Raw genomic sequence first — 19,908 nt, forward strand, 5'->3', positions numbered from 1 at the left:
CTCCCGAGCGTGGCTATAGTCAATTGGCTTAAGGCCCCAATCTTTGGGGCATATAACCGAGCCTGGAAACACCGGGCCTACCCTGTGCACAAGGAGTTTTCCCCATGAAGCGTACCGCTCTTGCTGGTCTGTTTATTTCCGCTGTGATGTTGGCTTCCCCGGTGTTTGCGGCAGATGACCTTTGCCAGATCAACCTGCAAAAGATCAATGATGCTGTAGCCAGCTCTGGAGAAATCAGCTCCGACTTACAAGACAACATCGACAGCACCGTAGCCCAGGCCAAGGAAGAACAATCCAAAGGCACGAAAGAAGGCACTCAAGCCTGCATTTCACTGACTACCCAAGTGCTCCAGGACATCTCCAACAACAACAAAGGTGGTGAGTAACCCCTTTGGGTTGGCCTTCTGCGCCAGAAAGGCGTAGACTCCGCAGGCTTGCTGGATACACAGCAAGCATCGGGGCCGTTTAGGATTCGACGCCGGTTGCGAAACTCTAGGTGCATGCCGAGTTGGTAACAGAACTCGTAAATCCACTGTTGCAACTTTCTATAGTTGCCAATGACGAAACCTACGAGGGTCAAGCTCTCGCAGCGTAAGCTGCCTTAGCCATCCTCCTGGTACCTTCGGGTCCAGCAATCACTAGGGGATGCCTGTAAACCTGAAGTGATTGTCATATAGAACAGGATCGCCGTGCAGTACGTTGTGGACGAATCGGCTAAAACTTACACAACTCGCCCAAAGCACCCTGCCCTTCGGGTCGCTGAGGGTTAACTTAATAGATACGGCTAAGCATGTAGTACCGACAGCGGAGTACTGGCGGACGGGGGTTCAAATCCCCCCGGCTCCACCACTTCATCATCTAAAGACGTCCACGGACGTCTTTTTTTGTGCCTGAAATTCAGCAAAACCCGGGCTCTACACCCAGGCCACCTCAGGCAATCGGAATCAATGGATCCGCCGCCGCCCACGCCGCGTCACGGTTTGCGGCTGGCGGGTAGATCCACACGGTGTTGATCTGGGTCTTCAACGATTTGCCTTCCTCGCGGGTCAGCTTGACCTGGCGATCCCAGCCTTCGGTGTAGACCGCGCCCCAGCCTCCCAGGTCCAGGCACGTGACGTACTTGGGCTGGCTGTACGCAATCGGTGCCACGCCCAGGATCTGGGCCGCAACGTTGTTGCCTGCATGACGCCCCAAAACAATGGCGTGCTGACATGTCATCAGTGCATGGTTGCCCAGGTCATCGGTTGCGGCGTAGGCAACATCACCGGTGGCAAAGATGTCTTTCTGGCCAATGACTTTAAGGTGGGCATCCACATGCAGACGCCCAAGGGAATCACGCTCTCCCGGGATCTGCGCTGTCAGCGAGCAAGCCCGCACACCCGTGGTCCAGACCACGGTCTTCGCGTCGATTCGCTGGCCATCTCCAAGGGTCACGCCCTGCTCATCAACGGCCACCACCGAGGATTTCAAGCGCCATGTCACTCCCAGTTCATCGCTGGCCTCGGCAATCGACTGGCTGATTTCAGCCCCCATTGACGCCCCGACTTTTTCACCACGGTCCACGATGATCACTTCAACGTCGGCGTGATCACCCAGTATGGCCCGCAGACGAGCTGGCATTTCGGTCGCTGTTTCAATGCCGGTAAAACCGCCACCTGCCACGACCACTGTGTTGCGGCCACGGCTTTCTGGAAGGTCTGCCAGTGACTTGAGGTGATTTTCCAGGCGCACAGCTTGCTCGATCTGGTCCACATCGAAAGCGTGTTGCGCCACGCCTTGGGTGTCGGGGATCGCAAGCCGGCTGCCAGTGGCCAGAACAAGTTTGTCGTAGCTGCGTACTTGTTTCGTACCGGCGGCATCGATGTAACCGACCGTTTTTTGCTGGGCGTCGATAGTCTCTGCAGCACCCTTGATGAACGTTACACCTACTGCATCGAACAATTCGCCAATCGGTGCGAACAGCTGGTGCGCGTCCGGCTCGTAAAAACGCGGGCGTATGCGCAGCTCGGCCTGAGGGGCCAATACGGTCACTTCAACCTCGTCGTGGCCATGAATGTCGAACAACCGCGTTGCACTCAAAGCGGTCCACATGCCACCGAAGCCTGCGCCAATAATCAGAATCTGCTGTTTCATTTTTTATCCCCTGATGAGAAGCCCGAGCAAAGCAACCCCGAATGACGATCACCACCGAACCTCAATAACGGCGACTATATTAGTCGTAGTTACAGAGAGCAATCTTTATTTGTGGCCCATGACCCTGCTGTCACGCCCAAGTAGCGTTGCTCGCCTGACTGATCGCTGCTAAAATATGCGACTAATTCAGTCGGAGATACTGATGTCTCTTTACAGCGCGGGCGTTGAGTACGGCATTCACTGCCTGCTTTTTCTGGTAGGTGATGGTGGCGAAAGCCGTGAAGCGAGCGTGCGTGATCTTGCAGAGTTGCAAGGCGTACCTCAGGACTACCTGGCAAAGATTTTCACCAAGCTGGCCAAGTCCAGACTGGTCGTGGCCACCGAAGGCGTGCGCGGCGGATTCAAGCTGGCCAGGCCTGCTGACGAAATCAGCATTCTCGATATCGTCAACGCTATCGACGGCCAGAAGCTTATTTTCGATTGCCGGGAAATCCGTGGCCGCTGCGCACTCTTCGAAGGCTCGCCGCCTGCCTGGGCGCTGGACGGCCACTGTTCGGTTCACGCGGCGATGATGACGGCACAAAAGCGCATGGAAGAGGCCCTGGCCCAACAAACCATTCTTGATCTTGCCCGAAAGGTCGGCCGAAAATCCCCCGCCGAATTCCCGGCACAGGTCGGCAAATGGATCAACGATCGTCGAGAGAAGAAAAGCGCCGCGCAGCCTTCTGACGACCAGGCCATCCCGGTAACTGACATCTCGGACTAAGCCCCGGCCCTTTTACAAACCCCACCGCAAGCGCCGACAAAATCAGCACAATCGATACCCCCTCACTGAAATCCACCGAGTGTCCAAGCATCAGCACCGACCCTGCGACCCCGAATACCGGAATCAGCAAGGACAGCGGCGCCACCTTGGACACCGGGTATTCGCGCAGCAATAAATTCCAGCCCCAGTAGCAGAAATGCGTCGCTGCGTAGACCTGAAACAAAAGCGAGAACACCGCTACCCACTCAACGTGTTCGACCAATGCGGTAAACGGCGCAGATCCGTGAGCCAGCCAGGTGAGCAGCAGCAAGGGAATCGGCGGGAACACGCTGGCCCAGACCACAAAGGCGAACATCTCCCGGACCCTGGACTGCTTGATGATGACGTTGCCCACACTCCAGCTGAATGCACTGATCAGCAACAAGCCATAGCCCACGGTCGTGCCGTGGCCGGGACTGGCGAGAATAATGCTGACCAGACCCAGCACCGCAAGCCCTACCCCCAGCATCTGGCCCAGGCTCAGATGCTCGCGAAACAGCAACCCCCCCCAGCCCAGCGTGAAAAAAGCACTGAACTGAACCAACAGGGCAGCAGTTCCGGGCGGGACTCCCAATTCGATGCCCACGTTGATCAGCGCCCACATCGCAACACCAAAAATCAGTCCATAAGCCGCCAGCCACTGCAGGGCTATCGGGGGACGCTTGATAAAAAACACCCACGGCAACGCCGCGAGGGTAAATCTGAGCGCAGTCAGCAACAACGGATCAATGGCAGCCAGGCCCAATTTGGTAATGGGAAAATTAAACCCCCAGACGGCCGTCACCATGACGGCCAGGGCCACGTGTTTCTTTTGCATAGCGTTCTGCTTCCAGTAGGCAGGGCTGGCGAGCGTGCGCACCAACCGAGGCGTCACTATGAACACTTGCTACCAAGGCCCGCTTGCACTATCAGGTCATAGATCATTAAATTCGGGCCATGCGCGAAATTGACATCGATACCTACGAGAACATCCCCCGTGACGCAGTGGTCACGGCCAATAACTATGCAGACGGCCAGCACTTTGCGCTGCACACCCATCGTCGCGGGCAATTTGCCTATGCCGCCAGCGGTGTCATCACCGTATTTACCGACCAGGGCAATTGGGTCGTGCCCCCGCAAAGGGCTATCTGGGTTCCAGCGGGGGTGCCTCATGAAATGAGCATGGCCGGGCCGGTGACCATGCTGAACACTTATATCCGCAGTCCCGCCTGCAGCCGGCTTGGCCTGCCCGCACAGTGCCAGGTCTTCGGTATCTCGCCCCTGCTCCACCAGCTGCTGATCCAGGCCGTGGATATCCCGGCGCTGTATGACGAGACCCGTCGGGAGGGTCTTGTGATGGGGTTGCTGCTTCACGAAATAGCCGGCATGCCGCCCCTGTCACTCAATGCACCGTTGCCGGGTGAGCCAAGGCTGGCACAGGCCTGTCGTACGTTGCTGGAACAACCGTCACTGGATATCGGGATTGATGAGATGGCCCGCCAGGTCGGCATGAGCCGCCGCACCTTCACCCGGCTATTTCGCCAGCAAACCGGAATCAGCTTTGTCGAATGGCGTCAGCAAGCATGCCTGTTGGCAGCCGTGGTGCGCCTGGGTAACGGCGAAGCCATTACGCGAGTGGCGACTGACCTGGGCTATAGCAGCCCGAGCGCCTTTACCAGTGTGTTTCGCAGAGTGCTGGGCGCGGCACCCAGCCGGTATTTTCCGAAAGGGCTGCCTTGAACCGGTCACGGCCAAAGCTAATACCCATAAAAAAACCTCGGCCCCTTCACAAGGGCCGAGGTTGTTTATGACGCGAGCTCAAGCCGCGCTTGTCGACTGCCCGCCACGCACGTCAGGCTGCTTCCAGGACTCTGCCGCCGACTCATCGATGGCTTGCTGGATAGCCTTTTTACGATGCTCTTCAGCACGACGGCCGAAGAACCACACCATGAAGGTCATCAGCGACACCGCCAGCAGGATCAGGCTGGCCACAGCGTTGATCTCGGGTTTGACTCCCAGGCGCACCGCCGAGAACACTTCCATCGGCAAGGTCGTGGAACCCGGACCCGACACGAAGCTGGCCAGTACCAGGTCGTCCAGCGACAGGGCAAAAGACATCATGCCCCCGGCAGCCAGTGACGGCGCGATCATCGGGATGGTGATCAGAAAGAACACCTTCCACGGCTTGGCACCCAGGTCCATCGCCGCCTCTTCGATCGACATGTCCAGCTCGCGCAGACGTGACGACACCACCACCGCCACATAGGCCGAACAGAATGTGGTGTGGGCGATCCAGATAGTGACCAGGCCACGCTCCTGCGGCCAGCCGATCATCTGCGCCATGGCCACGAACAGCAGCAACAGCGACAGACCGGTGATCACTTCAGGCATCACCAGCGGCGCCGTCACCAGGCCGCCAAACAGCGTACGGCCCTTGAAGTGCGAGATTCGGGTCAGTACGAACGCCGCCAGGGTGCCCAGCGCGACGGCTGCAATCGCCGTGTAACAGGCAATCTCCAGCGAGCGCATCACCGAGCCCATCAGTTGCGTGTTGTCCAGCAGGCCCACGTACCACTTCAGCGACCAGCCGCCCCATACCGTGACCAGCTTGGAGGCGTTGAACGAGTAGATCACCAGGATCAGCATCGGCAGGTAGATGAACACCAACCCCGCGACCAACATAAAACTAGAAAAACGGATGCGATTCATATCTTGCCCTCCAGCTCTTTAGCCTGGCTGCGGTTGAACAGAATGATGGGCACGATCAGGATCGCCAGCATGACGACAGCCAGCGCGGACGCTACGGGCCAGTCACGGTTGTTGAAGAATTCCTGCCACAACACTTTACCGATCATCAGGGTTTCCGGGCCGCCGAGCAGTTCCGGAATCACGAACTCGCCTACCACCGGGATAAACACCAGCATGCAGCCGGCGATGATGCCGTTTTTCGATAACGGGACCGTGATTTTCCAGAAGCTGTTGAACGTGCTCGAACCCAGGTCAGACGCGGCTTCCAGCAGGCTGGTGTCGTGCTTCACAAGGTTGGCGTACAGCGGCAGGATCATGAACGGCAGGTACGAATACACAATGCCGATGTACACCGCGATGTTGGTGTTGAGGATCTGCAGCGGTTCGCTGATCCAGCCCATCGACATCAGGAAACCATTGAGCAGGCCGTTGTTGCTGAGGATGCCCATCCAGGCATACACCCGGATCAGGATCGCGGTCCAGGTCGGCATCATGATCAGCAGCACCAGCACGGTCTGCATCTCTTTGCGCGCATTGGCGATGGCATAGGCCATCGGATAACCGATCAGCAGGCACAACAGGGTGCTGAAAAAGGCCATCTTCAGCGAGCCCAGGTAGGCGGCGATGTACAGCTCGTCGTCACCCAGCATGGAGTAGTTGCTCAGGTTCAGCAGCAGCTGGATTTTCTGGTCAACGTAACCGTAGATCTCGGTGTAGGGCGGAATGGCGACGTCGGCTTCGGCAAAGCTGATCTTCAACACAATGAAGAACGGCAGCATGAAGAACAAAAACAGCCACAGGAATGGAATCCCGATGACCAACTGACGGCCACCGGGGGTTATTCGTTGTAGTCGGCGCTTGAGTTTTCGCATGCTCATGAGCGCAGTACCACGCCGCTGTCGTCTTCCCACCACACGTAGACCGCGTCGTCCCAGGTAGGGCGCGCGCCACGGCGTTCGGCGTTGGCCATGAACGACTGGACGATCTTGCCCCCGGGCAGTTCCACATAAAACACCGAGTGACCCCCCAGGTAGGCGATGTCATGCACCTTGCCGTGGGACCAGTTGTAGGCCGACTCGGGCTTGAGGGTGCTGACCAGCATTTTTTCCGGGCGGATGGCATAGGTAATCGATTTGTCCTGCAGGGACGTCGTCACGCCGTGGCCCACGTAGATCTTTTGATCCAGTTCCGGGCTGTGGATGATCGCGTAGCCCTCCTCGTCATCAATGACCGAACCGTCAAAGGAGTTCACGTTGCCGATGAATTCGCACACCATCCGACTGACAGGCGCTTCATAGATGTCGACCGGGCTACCGATTTGAGCAATCCAGCCCAGGTGCATGATGGCGATACGCTCAGCCATGGTCATGGCTTCTTCCTGGTCATGGGTAACCATCACACAGGTCACGCCAACCCGCTCGATGATCTCCACCAGTTCCAGTTGCATCTGCGAGCGCAGTTTTTTGTCCAGCGCGCCCATCGGCTCATCGAGCAGCAGCAGTTTCGGGCGCTTGGCCAGCGAACGGGCCAGGGCCACGCGCTGACGCTGACCACCGGACAATTGGTGCGGCTTGCGTTTGGCGTACTGGGTCATGTGCACCAGTCGCAGCATTTCCTCAACGCGGGCCTCAATGTCACTGGCGGACAAGCGGTCCTGCTTCAAGCCAAAGGCGATGTTCTGCGCCACCGTCATGTGCGGGAACAGCGCGTATGACTGAAACATCATATTGATCGGCCGCTCGTAGGGCGGCATGTCAGTGATGTCTACACCGTCGAGGAAAATACGGCCCTCTGTTGGGCGCTCAAAGCCTGCCAGCATGCGCAGGAGGGTCGACTTTCCGGAGCCGGAGCCTCCGAGCAGGGCGAAGATTTCGCCTTGATGGATCTCCAGGGACACATCGTCAACAGCGATGGTTTCGTCGAACTTCTTGGTGACACGGTCGACTTTTACCAACACTTTCTTCGGTGCCTGGTGACCTTCAAGAGCCTTCCTATAGGTACTGGAGGCGTTTGCCATATGAAACTCCCAACAGGTTTCAGTCGCCAGGCCAACGCGGCCCGACTTAGTAGTGGATAACCCGCAGCGAACGGGCTCATTCGGCGCCGCATTTGCGGTTGCCTGGTTGTACTTGTTGTTATCGCGGTGTGTTGCCGTGAGGGACTGACACGCAAAGAAACGCCCACCTGCTTACGCAGACAGCCCAATCCATAAGCGAAGATGAAAACCGTCAGTCAGCGTGAATCACGAAGAGATGCTCGTTGCCGGCATGCATCGCCAAACGCCTGGAAAATACTCAAGTAGACAGGGTTGTTCTGAACCTGCCATTCCGGATGCCATTGCACACCCACGGCAAAAGCCTGGCTGAACTCGACAGAAACCGCCTCGATCAGACCGTCCGGTGCAACGGCTTCGGCACGCAGGCCGGGGGCCAGGCGATCAATGCCCTGGCTGTGAATCGAATTGACCTGGAACGTGCGAGGCAAACCCAGCGCGTCGAAGACACCACCCGGCTGCACCTCGACGTCATGAGCCGGTGCGTACTGCACAGCCAGGTCCGGGTGATCCGCTTCGCGGTGATCGAGAAAGCCGGGGAGCTCGTGGACTTTCTGGTGCAGGCTGCCACCGAATGCCACGTTCATTTCCTGGAAACCCCGGCAAATGCCGAGCACCGGAACGCCCGCAGCAATGGCCGCACGCAACAGAGGAAGGGTCGTGGCGTCACGCGCCGGATCGTGATCCGTGCCCGGCGTGCTGGGGGCACCTTGATAGTGGAATGGCTCCACATTCGAAGGCGAACCCGTGAACAACACACCATCCAGATGGGCGAGCAGCTCATCTGTTTCGGTCAGTTGCCCCAGGGAAGGAATGATCACCGGCAACCCAAGAGACGCGACGCTGACAGCACGCAAGTACTTGTCGCCGCTGACGTGGTAAGGGTGCAGGCCAATCTGTTTGACGCATGCAGTAACGCCGATCAATGGCTTGAGTGCCATTTTTATCACCTCGAAGTTTCACACTTGAACGAGCTTTTCCGGAGCTTAGTCTTGTTGATTTTAATTAACAACTCCAATGTAAAAAATCTAAAACACCTCAAGGCAAACCATCGGCCTTCTCAGGCTAGAAATGGCTTATCAGAGACCAAAAAGCCCTCATCCGACCTAAAAAATAACGATTTAAGACAGGGTGTTCGCTATTGACTTCACTAAACCTTTCGGATTGACTGAGCTCGTGAAAGGGCAGTGAACATAATAATTAACATAATAGGTGCATCATGTCGGTTCCCCTGCGCGCAGTTCAGCTCAATGAAGCGAACGCATTCCTTAAGAAATATCCTGAGGTTTTGTACGTCGACCTTCTCATTGCGGATATGAACGGCGTGGTGCGCGGCAAGCGCATCGAGCGCACCAGTCTTCACAAGGTTTACGAGAAAGGCATCAACCTGCCCGCCTCCTTATTTGCACTCGATATCAACGGCTCTACGGTGGAAAGCACCGGCCTGGGTCTGGATATCGGTGACTCGGACCGGATCTGCTACCCCATCCCCAACACCCTGTGCATCGAGCCGTGGCAGAAACGTCCGACGGCACAACTGTTAATGACCATGCACGAACTGGAAGGCCAGCCGTTCTTCGCTGACCCGCGGGAAGTGCTGCGTCAGGTCGTCTCCAAGTTCGATGACATGGGCCTGACGATTTGTGCAGCCTTTGAACTCGAGTTCTACCTGATCGACCAGGACAACGTGAACGGCCGCCCGCAATCGCCACGGTCGCCGGTGTCAGGCAAGCGTCCAATGTCGACCCAGGTGTATTTGATCGACGACCTGGACGAGTACGTTGACTGCCTGCAAGACATTCTTGAAGGCGCTAAAGAGCAAGGCATTCCGGCTGACGCCATCGTCAAGGAAAGTGCCCCGGCCCAGTTCGAAGTCAACCTGCATCACGTGTCCGACCCCATCAAGGCCTGCGACTACGCGGTACTGCTCAAGCGTCTGGTGAAAAACATCGCCTACGACCATGAGATGGACACCACCTTCATGGCCAAGCCGTATCCGGGCCAGGCGGGCAACGGGCTGCACGTACACATTTCGATTCTCGACAAAGAAGGCAACAACATCTTCGCCAGCGAGGATCCCGAGCAGAACGCCCCATTGCGACACGCGATCGGCGGTGTGCTGGAGACCCTGCCCGCGCAAATGGCCTTCCTTTGCCCGAACGTCAACTCATACCGCCGTTTCGGTGCACAGTTCTATGTACCGAACTCGCCAAGCTGGGGCATCGATAACCGCACCGTGGCAGTGCGTGTGCCAACCGGTTCTGCCGATTCCGTGCGCATCGAACACCGCGTCGCCGGCGCCGATGCCAACCCGTATCTGTTGATGGCCTCTGTACTGGCCGGTATTCACCACGGCCTGACCAACGAAATCGAGCCAGGCCCACCGGTAGAAGGCAACAGCTACGAGCAAAACGAACAGAGCCTGCCGAACAACCTGCGTGACGCTTTGCGCGAACTGGACGACAGCGAAGTCATGGCCAAGTACATCGACCCGCTGTACATCGACGTATTCGTCGCCTGCAAGGAAAGCGAACTCGCCGAGTTCGAGAACTCCATCTCGGACCTTGAGTACAACTGGTACTTGCACACCGTGTGATGGACCAATCCGCTGTGGGACCCGGGCCTGCCCGCGATGTCGTCGGCACATCCAGCATGGATGTCGCCTGACACACCGCTTTCGCGGGCAAGCCCCCTCCCCGGCGCCTGTGTTTTCTCCACTCGTCAATGGGTTGCCTTCACGTCCGGCGACCCATTTTCCCCTGCATCGAGTCACTCCAATGGCAAACACTCGCAGTGACTGGGAGCAACGCTTTCAGTCTTTGACACTAGAAGGCCGGGCATTCATTGATGGTCAATACCGTCCGGCACTCAGCGGCGAAACCTTCGAATGCATGAGCCCGGTGGACGGTCGCTTTCTGGCGAACGTCGCCAGCACCGACGAAGCCGACGCCAATGCGGCGGTGATCGTTGCTCGCAAGGCGTTTGAATCCGGCGTCTGGGCCAGGCTCGCCCCGGCTGAGCGCAAGCGCATCCTGATTCGTTTTTCCGATTTGATTCTGGCAAACCAGGAAGAACTGGCGCTGCTGGAAACCCTGGACATGGGCAAGCCCATCAGCGACTCCATGACCATCGATATTCCGGCGACCGCCAACGCGATTCGCTGGAACGCCGAAGCCATCGACAAAATCTACGACGAAGTCGCGCCCACCCCCCACGATCAACTGGGCCTCATCACCCGTGAACCTGCTGGTGTTGTGGCAGCCATCGTGCCGTGGAATTTCCCGCTGATCATGGCCAGCTGGAAGTTCGCTCCGGCCTTGGCGGCAGGCAACTCGTTCATCCTCAAGCCTTCGGAGAAATCGCCACTGACGGCGATCCGCATCGCGCAACTGGCACTGGACGCCGGTATCCCGAAAGGGGTGTTCAACGTCCTGCCGGGCTTCGGGCACACCGTCGGCAAAGCGCTTGCGTTGCACATGGACGTCGACGTCCTGGCCTTCACCGGCTCGACAGCCATTGCCAAGCAACTCCTGATCTACTCGGGCCAGAGCAACATGAAGCGGGTGTGGCTCGAGGCGGGCGGCAAGAGCCCTAACGTGGTGTTTGCCGACGCGCCGGATTTGCCCGCCGCCGCGCAAGCAGCCGCCAGCGCCATTGCCTTTAACCAGGGCGAAGTCTGCACCGCAGGTTCGCGCCTGCTGGTGGAACGCTCGATTCGCGAGCAGTTCATTCCGCTGCTGGTCCAGGCCATGCAAGCCTGGAAACCGGGTCATGCCCTGGACCCGGCAACCACCGTGGGTGCCGTCGTCGATCAGCACCAAATGGAAGCGGTCCTGCGCTACATCCAGATCGGCAAGGACCAGGGCGCACGCCTGCTCACAGGCGGCAATCGTACCCTCGAAGACACCGGGGGCCTGTACGTGGAACCGGCCATCTTCGACGGTGTGACCAACGCCATGACCATCGCCCGTGAAGAGATCTTCGGTTCGGTGCTGTCGCTGATCACCTTCGACACCGAGCAAGAAGCGCTGGCGATAGCCAATGACTGCATCTACGGCCTGGCCGCAGGCGTATGGACCAGCAACCTGAGCAAGGCCCACACCTTTGCTCGCGGTTTGCGCGCCGGCAGCGTATGGGTCAACCAGTACGACGGCGGCGACATGACTGCGCCGTTTGGCGGGTTCAAGCAGTCGGGTAACGGTCGGGACAAATCCCTGCATGCGTTCGACAAATACACCGAGCTCAAGGCCACCTGGATCAAGCTCTGACACCTTTGCGACGGCTGTCGCCAGCACGTGTCGACAGCCATCGGAGAAACTTATGAAACAGACACATATCAACAGCTACTACGCCGCGACCCGCAACCACACGGGCGACTTCCCGACGCTTGAAGAGCGGGTGGAATGCGATGTCTGCGTGATCGGCGCGGGCTACACCGGCCTGTCTTCAGCCCTGTTCCTCGCCGAGGCAGGCTACAGCGTCACCGTGCTCGAAGCCGCCAAAGTCGGCTTCGGGGCCAGCGGTCGCAACGGCGGTCAACTGGTCAACTCCTACAGCCGCGACGTGGACGTCATCGAAGCGCGCTACGGCGACAAGACTGCCGAAGTGCTTGGCAGCATGATTTTTGAAGGCGCCGACATCATCCGTCAGCGCATCCAGCACTACGATATCCAGTGTGATTACCGTCCCGGCGGGATCTTTGCGGCGCTGAACAAAAAGCAGCTCAAAGGCCTGACCGAGCAAAAAAACAGCTGGGAACGCTACGGCAACCAAAACCTGACACTGCTCGATGCACACGACATCAAGCGTGAAGTGGGTTGCGACAACTACGTGGGCGGCCTGCTGGATATGCAGGGCGGACACATCCACCCGCTGAACCTGGCACTCGGCGAAGCGTCGGCAATCATCGGCCTGGGCGGCAAGATCTTCGAGCAGTCGGCTGCCGTGGAAATCACTTACGGCGAGCCGATCACCGTGCGCACCGCCAAAGGGGTGGTTCGGGCCAAGTACCTGCTGATCGCGGGCAACGCCTACCTGCCGCAGAACCTGGACAGTCGCGTGACCAGCAAAAGCATGCCCTGCGGTTCGCAAATTGTCGTGACAGAGCCGCTGGCGGAAAACGTCGCCCGTAGCCTGATCACCCACAACTACTGTGTTGAAGACTGCAACTACCTGCTCGACTACTACCGCCTGACGGCCGACAACCGCCTGTTGTACGGCGGCGGTGTGGTCTACGGTGCCCGCGAGCCGGACGACATCGAGCAACTGATCAGGCCGAAAATCCTCAAGACCTTCCCGCAATTGAAGGACGTGAAGATCGATTACCGCTGGACCGGCAACTTCCTGCTGACCATGTCACGCATGCCGCAATTCGGGCGTATCGAGAAAAACGCCTACTACATGCAAGGCTACAGCGGTCACGGCGTCACCTGCTCGCACCTGGCGGGCAAACTGATTTCTGAAATGATCCGCGGCGACGCCGAGCGTTTCGATGCGTTTGCCTCGTTGCCGCACATGCCCATGCTCGGTGGCCGGACCTTCCAGGTCCCGCTGACTGCCATGGGCGCTGCGTACTACGCAATGCGCGACCGTTTCGGGATCTAGCTGCGCCCCTGTGGGAGCGGGCTTGCCCGCTCCCACTCCGGCAATCAGGGTTGGCCTGCGCTATTTACCGAACCTGCTGAGCAACACGAACAAACGTGATTTAATAGTCGCCTTTCACGTTTCTGGGACAGGGGTACGGTGCGATTTGCAGCATCCGTCGACCGCCATCTCCCCCATCACCCTTAAGTAGTTCTCACATAAGGCTGTCATGGACACGGGCTCACGACTCAAATTAGTACGCGAAAGCTACAAAATGTCCCAGCGCGAGCTGGCCCGGCGTAGCGGCGTCACCAATGCCACCATTTCCCTGATCGAACAGAATCGCGTCAGTCCTTCTGTCAGCTCCCTTAAAAAGTTGCTGGAAGGCATCCCCATGTCTCTGGCCGACTTTTTCACCTTCGACCAGCCTCCCCGCGAACACCAATACGTCTTCCGCGCCAATGAACAGCCGGACCTGGGGCGTGATGGCTTGCGCTTGCTGCTGATAGGCGCTTCGGTGCCGGGTCGGCAAATGCGGTTATTGCGCGAACAATACGCGCCGGGTGCAAGCTCCGGGGAAGAGCCGATCGTGCACGCTGAAGGGGAAGAATGCGGGCTGGTTGCCCGCGGCACGGTAGAACTCACCGTGGACGGGCAAATCAGCATATTGAATGCCGGGGACGGCTATTACTTCCCGACCACCCTGCCCCACCGTTTTCGCAATATTGGCGCGGATGAGGCAGAGATCATCAGCGCCAACACACCGGCCAACTTCTGATCCTGACGACCCCGTCTGCCAGGTAACTCGCGGTGATTCCATCGCGAGCAAGCCCGCTCCCACAGAAACTCCAGCATTTGTGTTCAACACAGGACCTGCAGGAACTGGCTTGCCTGCGATGCAGGCGACGCGGTCGCTCATTTACACCCGCGACCGGCGCCCAAAAAATGGATGGCTCGGGTCGTTGTAGCCCGGTGTCGATGAGTGCCCCGTCACCACCAGATCATTGATAAACGCTTCGTCCTGCGCAGTGAACCTGTAGTTCAGCGCCGGTACGTAGTCTTCCCATTGCTGTTCGGTACGCGGACCGGCAATGGCCGAGGTGATCAGGGCGTTGTTCAGCACCCATGAAAGGGCGAACTGGCCTGCAGTGATGCCTTGCCCCTCGGCGTATTCACGTATGCGCTGGGCCAGGTTCAGAGACTCGGGGCGCCACTCGGTCTGCTGCAGGCGCGGGTCGTTACGCCCGGCGCGGGTGTCCTGGCCCGGCGCCTGATCAGGGTCGTATTTTCCCGTCAGCACGCCACGGGCCAACGGGCTGTAAGAGATCACGCCAATGCCGTAATGCTCGGCCGCAGGCAGGTGCTCGACTTCGATCTGGCGGTTGGCCAGGTTGTACAGCGGCTGGCTCACGCTCGGCCGCTGGATGCCCAGCAGGTCAGCGCTGCGGCTGAATTCGGCCAGCTTCCAGCCCCGGTGGTTGGACAGCCCGTAACCGCGAATCTTGCCCGCCCGGATCAAGTCATCAAGGGCTCGAAGCGTTTCGTCCACCGGCGTGTCATGGTCTTCGCGGTGCAGGTAAAACAGGTCGATATAGTCGGTGTTCAGACGCTTGAGGCTGGCTTCGGCCGAGGCGATGACGTTCTGGCGCGAGGCGCCACTGTTGTTCGGCCCGCTACCGCCCGGGTCGGGATTGACGAACTTGGTCGCCAGCACCCATTGCTGACGGCGCTCGCCGATCAAGCGACCGACCACCTCTTCCGAAGCCCCCCCGTTGTAGCCATTGGCGGTGTCGATGGAGTTGATGCCCTGCTCAAACGCGCGGTCGGTGATACGCCGGGCGACGTCGTCCGGGGTCTGCCCGCCGAACATCATGGTGCCCAGGGTGATGGGCGAAACCTTCACACCGTTGCGGCCCAGGTTGCGGTACTGAATGTCGCTCATGATGACTCCCTGCGTGGTGATCGTGAAATCAAGTGGCGCAAACAGTAGTCAGCGGGGCTGAAGCGGTCAACGCCCAACGAAGCATAACCATAGAGCCGTTTTGCCAGGATTTCGCTTATACATAAATGGCATTTAAACGGCTTAATTAATTATTTATGGATCTAAAAAACCCTCGGTAATCTCATGACTTTTCGGACCGCATGAAAAGGAATCATCATGAGCCGTCGCCCCCATGGCCCTGACTATTCACCTGCACTCACTCCCGCTGCAGGTTCGCGCCCATGAATATCCCAACCGGCTTTCTCGACAGCAGCGGCAGTGTTCCCTTCAGCCTGCCCGAGCGCGATCAACAGGGCGACGACCCTATCGCCAAACGTATCAGCCTCAACCTACGGCGCCTGCGCGACAAGCGCCAGCTGACCCTGGAAGGGCTGGCCCATGCCAGCGGCGTGAGGCGGGCGATGATCGCGCAGATAGAAGCAGGCAGCAGTTTTCCCTCGGTCAAAGTGCTGTGCAAGGTGGCAGGCGCGCTTCAGGTGTCGATCGCCGAATTTCTCGACCCCGGCACCGTTATCCGCCGCGCCTTGCCCCCCGAGCACGGTGAACCGGCGGTGGCGTTCCATGAGCTGCGCCTGAGCCCCCAGGCCAGGAAAACGCTGCCCGGCTACCCCCACAGCGAGCAAATAAACCTGGTGGTCGCCCAAGGCACTTTAGAGCTGACCCTCAATGACGAACTCATCGTCCTGAACACTGGCGACTCAATCCTGTTCAGCACCGAACAGCCCCACACCTGCCACAACCCGAGAGACAGCGAAGCCGTCGCCTATCTGGTGACCAGCCCTGCGCAAGTGCAGGAATAGACCGCTTTTGCCTACCCACTGCCTGGAGCCTTCGCCTTGTCACGTCAGCTATCCCCACTGGATTTCCCTGAAAGCCCGCTGTCCCGCGCCTTCGAGCAACCGCTGTTTCTGGGCCTGTTCCTGCCTGTGCAATCGGGCGGCTGGAGCCCATCGGCGCTGCCTCGCAGCACCACCTGGACCTTCGACTACAACCGCCAGTTGACCCTGCGCGCCGAAGCGCTGGGCTTCGATCTGGTGTTCGCCCTGGCCGAATGGCTGGGCAAGGGCGGCTACGGTGGCGATATCCGCTACCACGACGAGTCCCTGGATGCCTTCATCACCCAGGCGGCACTGGCGTCGGTGACAGAGCGGATCTTGCTGATTTCCACCCTGCACGTGCTCTACGGCCCCTGGCATCCGCTGCATCTGGCCAAGTTCGGCGCCACCCTGGATCACATCAGCAAAGGCCGCTGGGGCCTGAACCTGGTCACTGGCCATCGCCACCGCGAGCACAGGCGCTTTGGGCAGGCGCCCATCGAGCATGATCAGCGTTACCGCCAGGCCGACGAATTTATCCGCGTGGTGCAGGAGCTGTGGCACAGCCAGGAAAACGTCGATTTCAGCGGCGATCATTACAAACTCGAAGAGGCCTATGTCAGCGTCAAACCGTCCTTTGGCCGCCCGGTACTGGTCAACGCCACCGGCTCACCCGCAGGCATCGACTTTGCCGCCCGCCACTCCGACATCGTGTTTACCACCAGCCCCGGCAGTGCCGAAATCGAAAGCGCGCTGGACAAGCTGCCCGAGCATTTGCAGCGGATCAAACACGCTGCCCACGGCTATGGCCGTCAGGTGCGCACCCTGATCAACCCGCTGGTGATTTGCCGCGACAGCGATGCCGAAGCCTGGGAGGTCCACGCCGCCATCACCGCCGCAGGCGACCCCGGTGCGCTGGAGGGTCATGCCCGCGAAGCCAGCGATGCCCATGCCTGGCGCGGCCACCAACCGGCAGAGCGTTACGTGGGCGGCAATATCCAGCTGGTCGGCAGCCCCGAGACCGTGGTGCGCGACATCATCCGCCTGAAAGAGGCCGGTATCGACGGCCTGCAACTGAGTTTCTTCGATTTCGCCCCCGACCTTGAACAGTTTGGCGAGCGCGTTTTGCCGCTTTTGCGCCAGGCCGGCTTACGCCGCTAACCCACCCCAGGATGACCGCCATGCCCTTTACCCGTCGTCAATTTGTTGTTGGCCTGTCTGCCCTGTCCGCACTCGGCGCCAGCATTCCGTTCCTGCCCTCAGCCCTGGCCGACGCGACGGGCGAAGCCGTCAGCGGGCGGCGGGTGTTCAACCTGTTGATCAACCCCGAACCACCGTCGCTGAGTTCGTTCAATACCACAGCGGGCACCAGTGTCACGGCCAGCAGCAAGGTGCTGGAGGGCTTGCTCACCTATGACGAAAACCTCAACGCCCGCCCTGCACTGGCGACCGCCTGGGAGGCTGCACCCGATGGCCTGAGCTACCGCTTCACCCTGCGCGAAGGGGTCAAGTGGCATGACGGCGAGCCCTTCACCTCGGCTGACGTGGCCTTCTCCCTGGACCTGATCAAGCGCTTCCACCCCCGAGGCTCCAGCACCTTCGCCAACCTTGAGCGAGTCGACACCCCCGACGACCACACCGCCATCGTCCACTTGAGCAAGCCTGCGCCGTACCTGATTCGCGGCTTTGCCGGAGGTGAAACGCCCATCGTGCCCAAGCACCTGTATGCCTCGGGCGACCCATTGAGCAACCTGCACAACAATGCCCCGGTGGGCACCGGCCCCTTCCGCTTCAAACGCTGGGAACGTGGCAGCTTTATCGAATACGAACGCAACCCGCAGTACTGGGATCCGGCGGCAACCGTGGTCGACACCCTGATCCTCAAAGTCATCCCGGACGGCGCCGCCCGCATGGCCGCGTTCGAAAACGGCACGCTGGATGCCGGCGGGCAAAGTCCGGTGCCCCTCAGCGAGCTTGACCGTCTGACCAAATCTGGCCGATTGAAGGCCACAACCCGGGGCTACCGCTACACCATTACCCCGACCATTCTTGAGTTCAACCTTGACCACCCGCTGCTGTCACGCCTCGAAGTCCGCCAGGCGATTGCCCATGCCCTGGACCGCGAAGTCATCCGCAAAGTGGTGTACTACGGCTACGCCGAAGCCAGCTATTCGCCCATTCCCAAAAGCTTTGCCAACTACGTCTACGAAGGCCCCAACCCGTACCCCTTCGACACAGAGGCCGCCAACGCGCTGCTGGACAAGGCGGGGCTTGAGAAAAAAGGCCCCTGGCGTTTCAGCCTGACCCTCGACCCGCTGCCCTATGGCGACAGTTACAGCCGCACCGCCACCTATGTGCGCAGTGCACTGGCACGCATTGGCATCGAAGTGAAGCTGCGCGCCCAGGACTTCCCCACCTACATCAAGCGGATCTACACCGACCGCGACTTTGATTTCGCGGTGGTCGGCATGGGCACCCTGTACGACCCCACCGTCGGTGTTCAACGCCTGTACTGGTCTAAGAACTTTCGCAAGGGCGTGCCCTTCTCCAACGGCACCCACTACAACAACCCCGAGGTGGACCGCCTGCTGGAAAGCGCCGCCGTGGAGACCGACGAGCAAAAACGCGGCGATCTGTTCAAGGCATTCCAGAAAATCGTGATCGAAGAAGTGCCCTCCATCACCCTGGTGATGCAGCAACAGGTCTCGGTCTACAACACGCGGGTCAGCGGCTTCGAAGACGACGCCAACGGCCTGGACAGCAGCCTGGCCAATATCAGCCTGGCCGCCGCAGGTGGCGAGCATGCTTGAACGGCGCAGAATGTGGCGCCTGTCGAGGCGCACCTTGTGGCAAGCCATCCCCACCGTGATCGGCATCCTGGTACTTAATTTTCTGCTGCTGCGGCTGATCCCCGGCGACGCGGTAGACGTGCTGGCCGGTGAATCCGGGGGCGCCAGCGCCGAGACGCTGATTCAGTGGCGCAGCCATTTCGGCCTGGACTTGAGCCTGGAGGACCAACTGCAGCGCTACCTCGGCCAACTGGCCCATCTGGACCTGGGCCTGTCGCCACGCTTCAACCTGCCGGTCAGCCAACTGGTGCTGGACCGACTGCCCAACACCCTGCTGCTGATGGTCGGCGCACTGGGGCTGGCACTGGCCATCGGGATTGCTGCCGGGACCGTCATGGCGACCTGGGTCGGGCGCTGGCCTGACCGCGTGTTGTCACTGGCGGTGTTGCTGCTCTACTCCACGCCGGGATTCTGGATCGGCCTCATGGCGGTGCTGCTGTTCTCGGTCAAACTGGGCTGGCTGCCCAGCAACGGTTTCCAGACCCTGGGCCTGAACCTCAATGGCCCGGCCTGGCTGCTCGACCGGCTGCAACACGCCGTGCTGCCCGTACTGGCCCTGGCCACGTTTTATATCGCCCTGTATGCCCGCCTGACCCGCGCCGCGATGCTTGAAGTGCAACGCCAGGACTATGTGCGCACCGCTCGCGCCAAGGGGCTCACGCCCTGGCGAGTAGTGTCGCGGCACGTGCTTCGCAATGCCCTGCTGCCCGTATCGACCCTGGCCGGGCTGCATTTTGCCGCCCTGCTCGGTGGCGCGGCCGTCACCGAAACCCTGTTCGGCTGGCCGGGCCTGGGCCGCCTCACCCTGGAGGCGGTGATGTCCCGCGACTACAACCTGCTGCTGGGCATCCTGCTGCTGTCATCGATGCTGGTCGTGGTGATCAACATCGCCGTTGACCTGCTGCAAGCCTGGCTCGACCCCCGTATCCAGGCCGACTGAA

18 protein-coding genes and 1 other RNA gene are annotated in these 19,908 nt (G+C 59.7%); 12 read left to right on the plus strand and 7 right to left on the minus strand.

Annotated elements, in window-relative coordinates; all coding sequences use genetic code 11:
• Positions 1-104 precede the first annotated feature (104 nt).
• Both VSQ83_RS20455 and ssrA read left to right on the plus strand, forming a co-directional pair.
• Positions 105-386, plus strand: coding sequence for a hypothetical protein (locus VSQ83_RS20455; protein WP_133078319.1), 282 nt, complete (start codon positions 105-107; stop codon positions 384-386).
• Positions 387-457: 71 nt separating this feature from the next.
• Positions 458-849, plus strand: a transfer-messenger RNA (tmRNA) gene (gene ssrA / locus VSQ83_RS20460).
• 81 nt (positions 850-930) lie between these two features.
• Here the strand turns inward: ssrA and VSQ83_RS20465 are convergent.
• Positions 931-2,133 carry an NAD(P)/FAD-dependent oxidoreductase gene (locus VSQ83_RS20465; RefSeq protein WP_326427392.1) on the minus strand — a complete coding sequence of 401 codons (1,203 nt, stop codon included), beginning with the start codon at positions 2,131-2,133 and terminating at the stop codon, positions 931-933.
• A 202-nt stretch (positions 2,134-2,335) separates the two neighbouring features.
• On the opposite strand from VSQ83_RS20465, the gene VSQ83_RS20470 reads away from it, so the two are divergent.
• The gene (locus VSQ83_RS20470) at positions 2,336-2,899 is read left to right on the plus strand and encodes an RrF2 family transcriptional regulator (protein WP_133078321.1); all 564 of its coding nucleotides are present in this window, start codon (positions 2,336-2,338) and stop codon (positions 2,897-2,899) included.
• On the opposite strand, the gene VSQ83_RS20475 is transcribed toward VSQ83_RS20470, so the two are convergent.
• Positions 2,820-3,755, minus strand: coding sequence for an EamA family transporter (locus VSQ83_RS20475; protein WP_326427394.1), 936 nt, complete (start codon positions 3,753-3,755; stop codon positions 2,820-2,822). The two genes, VSQ83_RS20470 and VSQ83_RS20475, sit on opposite strands and share 80 nt — an antisense overlap.
• 119 nt (positions 3,756-3,874) lie before the next feature.
• Between VSQ83_RS20475 and VSQ83_RS20480 the strand changes: the two genes are divergently transcribed.
• On the plus strand, positions 3,875-4,657 hold the full coding sequence (locus VSQ83_RS20480) for an AraC family transcriptional regulator (RefSeq protein WP_326427395.1): 783 nt from the start codon (positions 3,875-3,877) through the stop codon (positions 4,655-4,657).
• A 78-nt stretch (positions 4,658-4,735) separates the two neighbouring features.
• On the opposite strand, the gene VSQ83_RS20485 is transcribed toward VSQ83_RS20480, so the two are convergent.
• From VSQ83_RS20485 to VSQ83_RS20500, 4 genes are all read right to left on the minus strand, one after another.
• Complete coding sequence (locus VSQ83_RS20485; RefSeq protein WP_219262403.1) at positions 4,736-5,626, minus strand: ABC transporter permease subunit; 891 nt, start codon at positions 5,624-5,626, stop codon at positions 4,736-4,738.
• On the minus strand, positions 5,623-6,543 hold the full coding sequence (locus tag VSQ83_RS20490) for an ABC transporter permease subunit (protein ID WP_326427396.1): 921 nt from the start codon (positions 6,541-6,543) through the stop codon (positions 5,623-5,625). The genes VSQ83_RS20485 and VSQ83_RS20490 overlap by 4 nt, the downstream gene beginning before the upstream one ends.
• Positions 6,540-7,682: an ABC transporter ATP-binding protein gene (locus VSQ83_RS20495; RefSeq protein ID WP_133078326.1), complete on the minus strand. Its 1,143-nt coding sequence runs from the start codon at positions 7,680-7,682 to the stop codon at positions 6,540-6,542. The genes VSQ83_RS20490 and VSQ83_RS20495 overlap by 4 nt, the downstream gene beginning before the upstream one ends.
• A gap of 215 nt (positions 7,683-7,897) precedes the next feature.
• Positions 7,898-8,659, minus strand: coding sequence for a gamma-glutamyl-gamma-aminobutyrate hydrolase family protein (locus VSQ83_RS20500; protein WP_133078327.1), 762 nt, complete (start codon positions 8,657-8,659; stop codon positions 7,898-7,900).
• Positions 8,660-8,937: 278 nt separating this feature from the next.
• On the opposite strand from VSQ83_RS20500, the gene VSQ83_RS20505 reads away from it, so the two are divergent.
• The 4 genes from VSQ83_RS20505 (at position 8,938) to VSQ83_RS20520 (ending at position 14,079) form a co-directional block, all read left to right on the plus strand.
• The gene (locus tag VSQ83_RS20505; RefSeq protein ID WP_019827394.1) at positions 8,938-10,314 is read left to right on the plus strand and encodes a glutamine synthetase family protein; all 1,377 of its coding nucleotides are present in this window, start codon (positions 8,938-8,940) and stop codon (positions 10,312-10,314) included.
• A 181-nt stretch (positions 10,315-10,495) separates the two neighbouring features.
• Positions 10,496-11,986, plus strand: coding sequence for an aldehyde dehydrogenase (locus VSQ83_RS20510; RefSeq protein WP_326427397.1), 1,491 nt, complete (start codon positions 10,496-10,498; stop codon positions 11,984-11,986).
• Positions 11,987-12,038: 52 nt separating this feature from the next.
• Positions 12,039-13,322, plus strand: coding sequence for an NAD(P)/FAD-dependent oxidoreductase (locus VSQ83_RS20515; RefSeq protein ID WP_326427398.1), 1,284 nt, complete (start codon positions 12,039-12,041; stop codon positions 13,320-13,322).
• A gap of 208 nt (positions 13,323-13,530) precedes the next feature.
• On the plus strand, positions 13,531-14,079 hold the full coding sequence (locus VSQ83_RS20520; RefSeq protein ID WP_046810696.1) for a cupin domain-containing protein: 549 nt from the start codon (positions 13,531-13,533) through the stop codon (positions 14,077-14,079).
• 141 nt (positions 14,080-14,220) lie between these two features.
• Here VSQ83_RS20520 and VSQ83_RS20525 read toward each other — a convergent pair whose 3' ends face one another.
• Entirely contained in the window at positions 14,221-15,243 is a 1,023-nt protein-coding gene (locus VSQ83_RS20525) for an aldo/keto reductase (RefSeq protein ID WP_219262400.1), read from the minus strand.
• A gap of 281 nt (positions 15,244-15,524) precedes the next feature.
• On the opposite strand from VSQ83_RS20525, the gene VSQ83_RS20530 reads away from it, so the two are divergent.
• Genes VSQ83_RS20530 through VSQ83_RS20545 form a run of 4 tightly spaced genes read left to right on the plus strand, consistent with a single transcriptional unit; the run spans position 15,525 to position 19,907 of the window.
• Positions 15,525-16,103, plus strand: coding sequence for a helix-turn-helix domain-containing protein (locus VSQ83_RS20530; RefSeq protein WP_326427400.1), 579 nt, complete (start codon positions 15,525-15,527; stop codon positions 16,101-16,103).
• A gap of 36 nt (positions 16,104-16,139) precedes the next feature.
• A complete protein-coding gene (locus tag VSQ83_RS20535) occupies positions 16,140-17,279 on the plus strand; it encodes an LLM class flavin-dependent oxidoreductase (RefSeq protein ID WP_326427401.1) in 1,140 nt (379 codons plus the stop codon).
• 20 nt (positions 17,280-17,299) lie between these two features.
• The gene (locus VSQ83_RS20540; protein ID WP_133078865.1) at positions 17,300-18,928 is read left to right on the plus strand and encodes an ABC transporter substrate-binding protein; all 1,629 of its coding nucleotides are present in this window, start codon (positions 17,300-17,302) and stop codon (positions 18,926-18,928) included.
• Positions 18,921-19,907 carry an ABC transporter permease gene (locus VSQ83_RS20545; RefSeq protein WP_326427402.1) on the plus strand — a complete coding sequence of 329 codons (987 nt, stop codon included), beginning with the start codon at positions 18,921-18,923 and terminating at the stop codon, positions 19,905-19,907. Before VSQ83_RS20540 ends, VSQ83_RS20545 begins: the two co-directional genes overlap by 8 nt.
• The last annotated feature ends 1 nt before the right edge of the window (position 19,908 follow it).

Origin of the sequence: Pseudomonas sp. DSV-1 (assembly GCF_035830915.1) — a bacterium.
In the GTDB taxonomy this organism is placed as follows: Bacteria; Pseudomonadota; Gammaproteobacteria; order Pseudomonadales; family Pseudomonadaceae; genus Aquipseudomonas.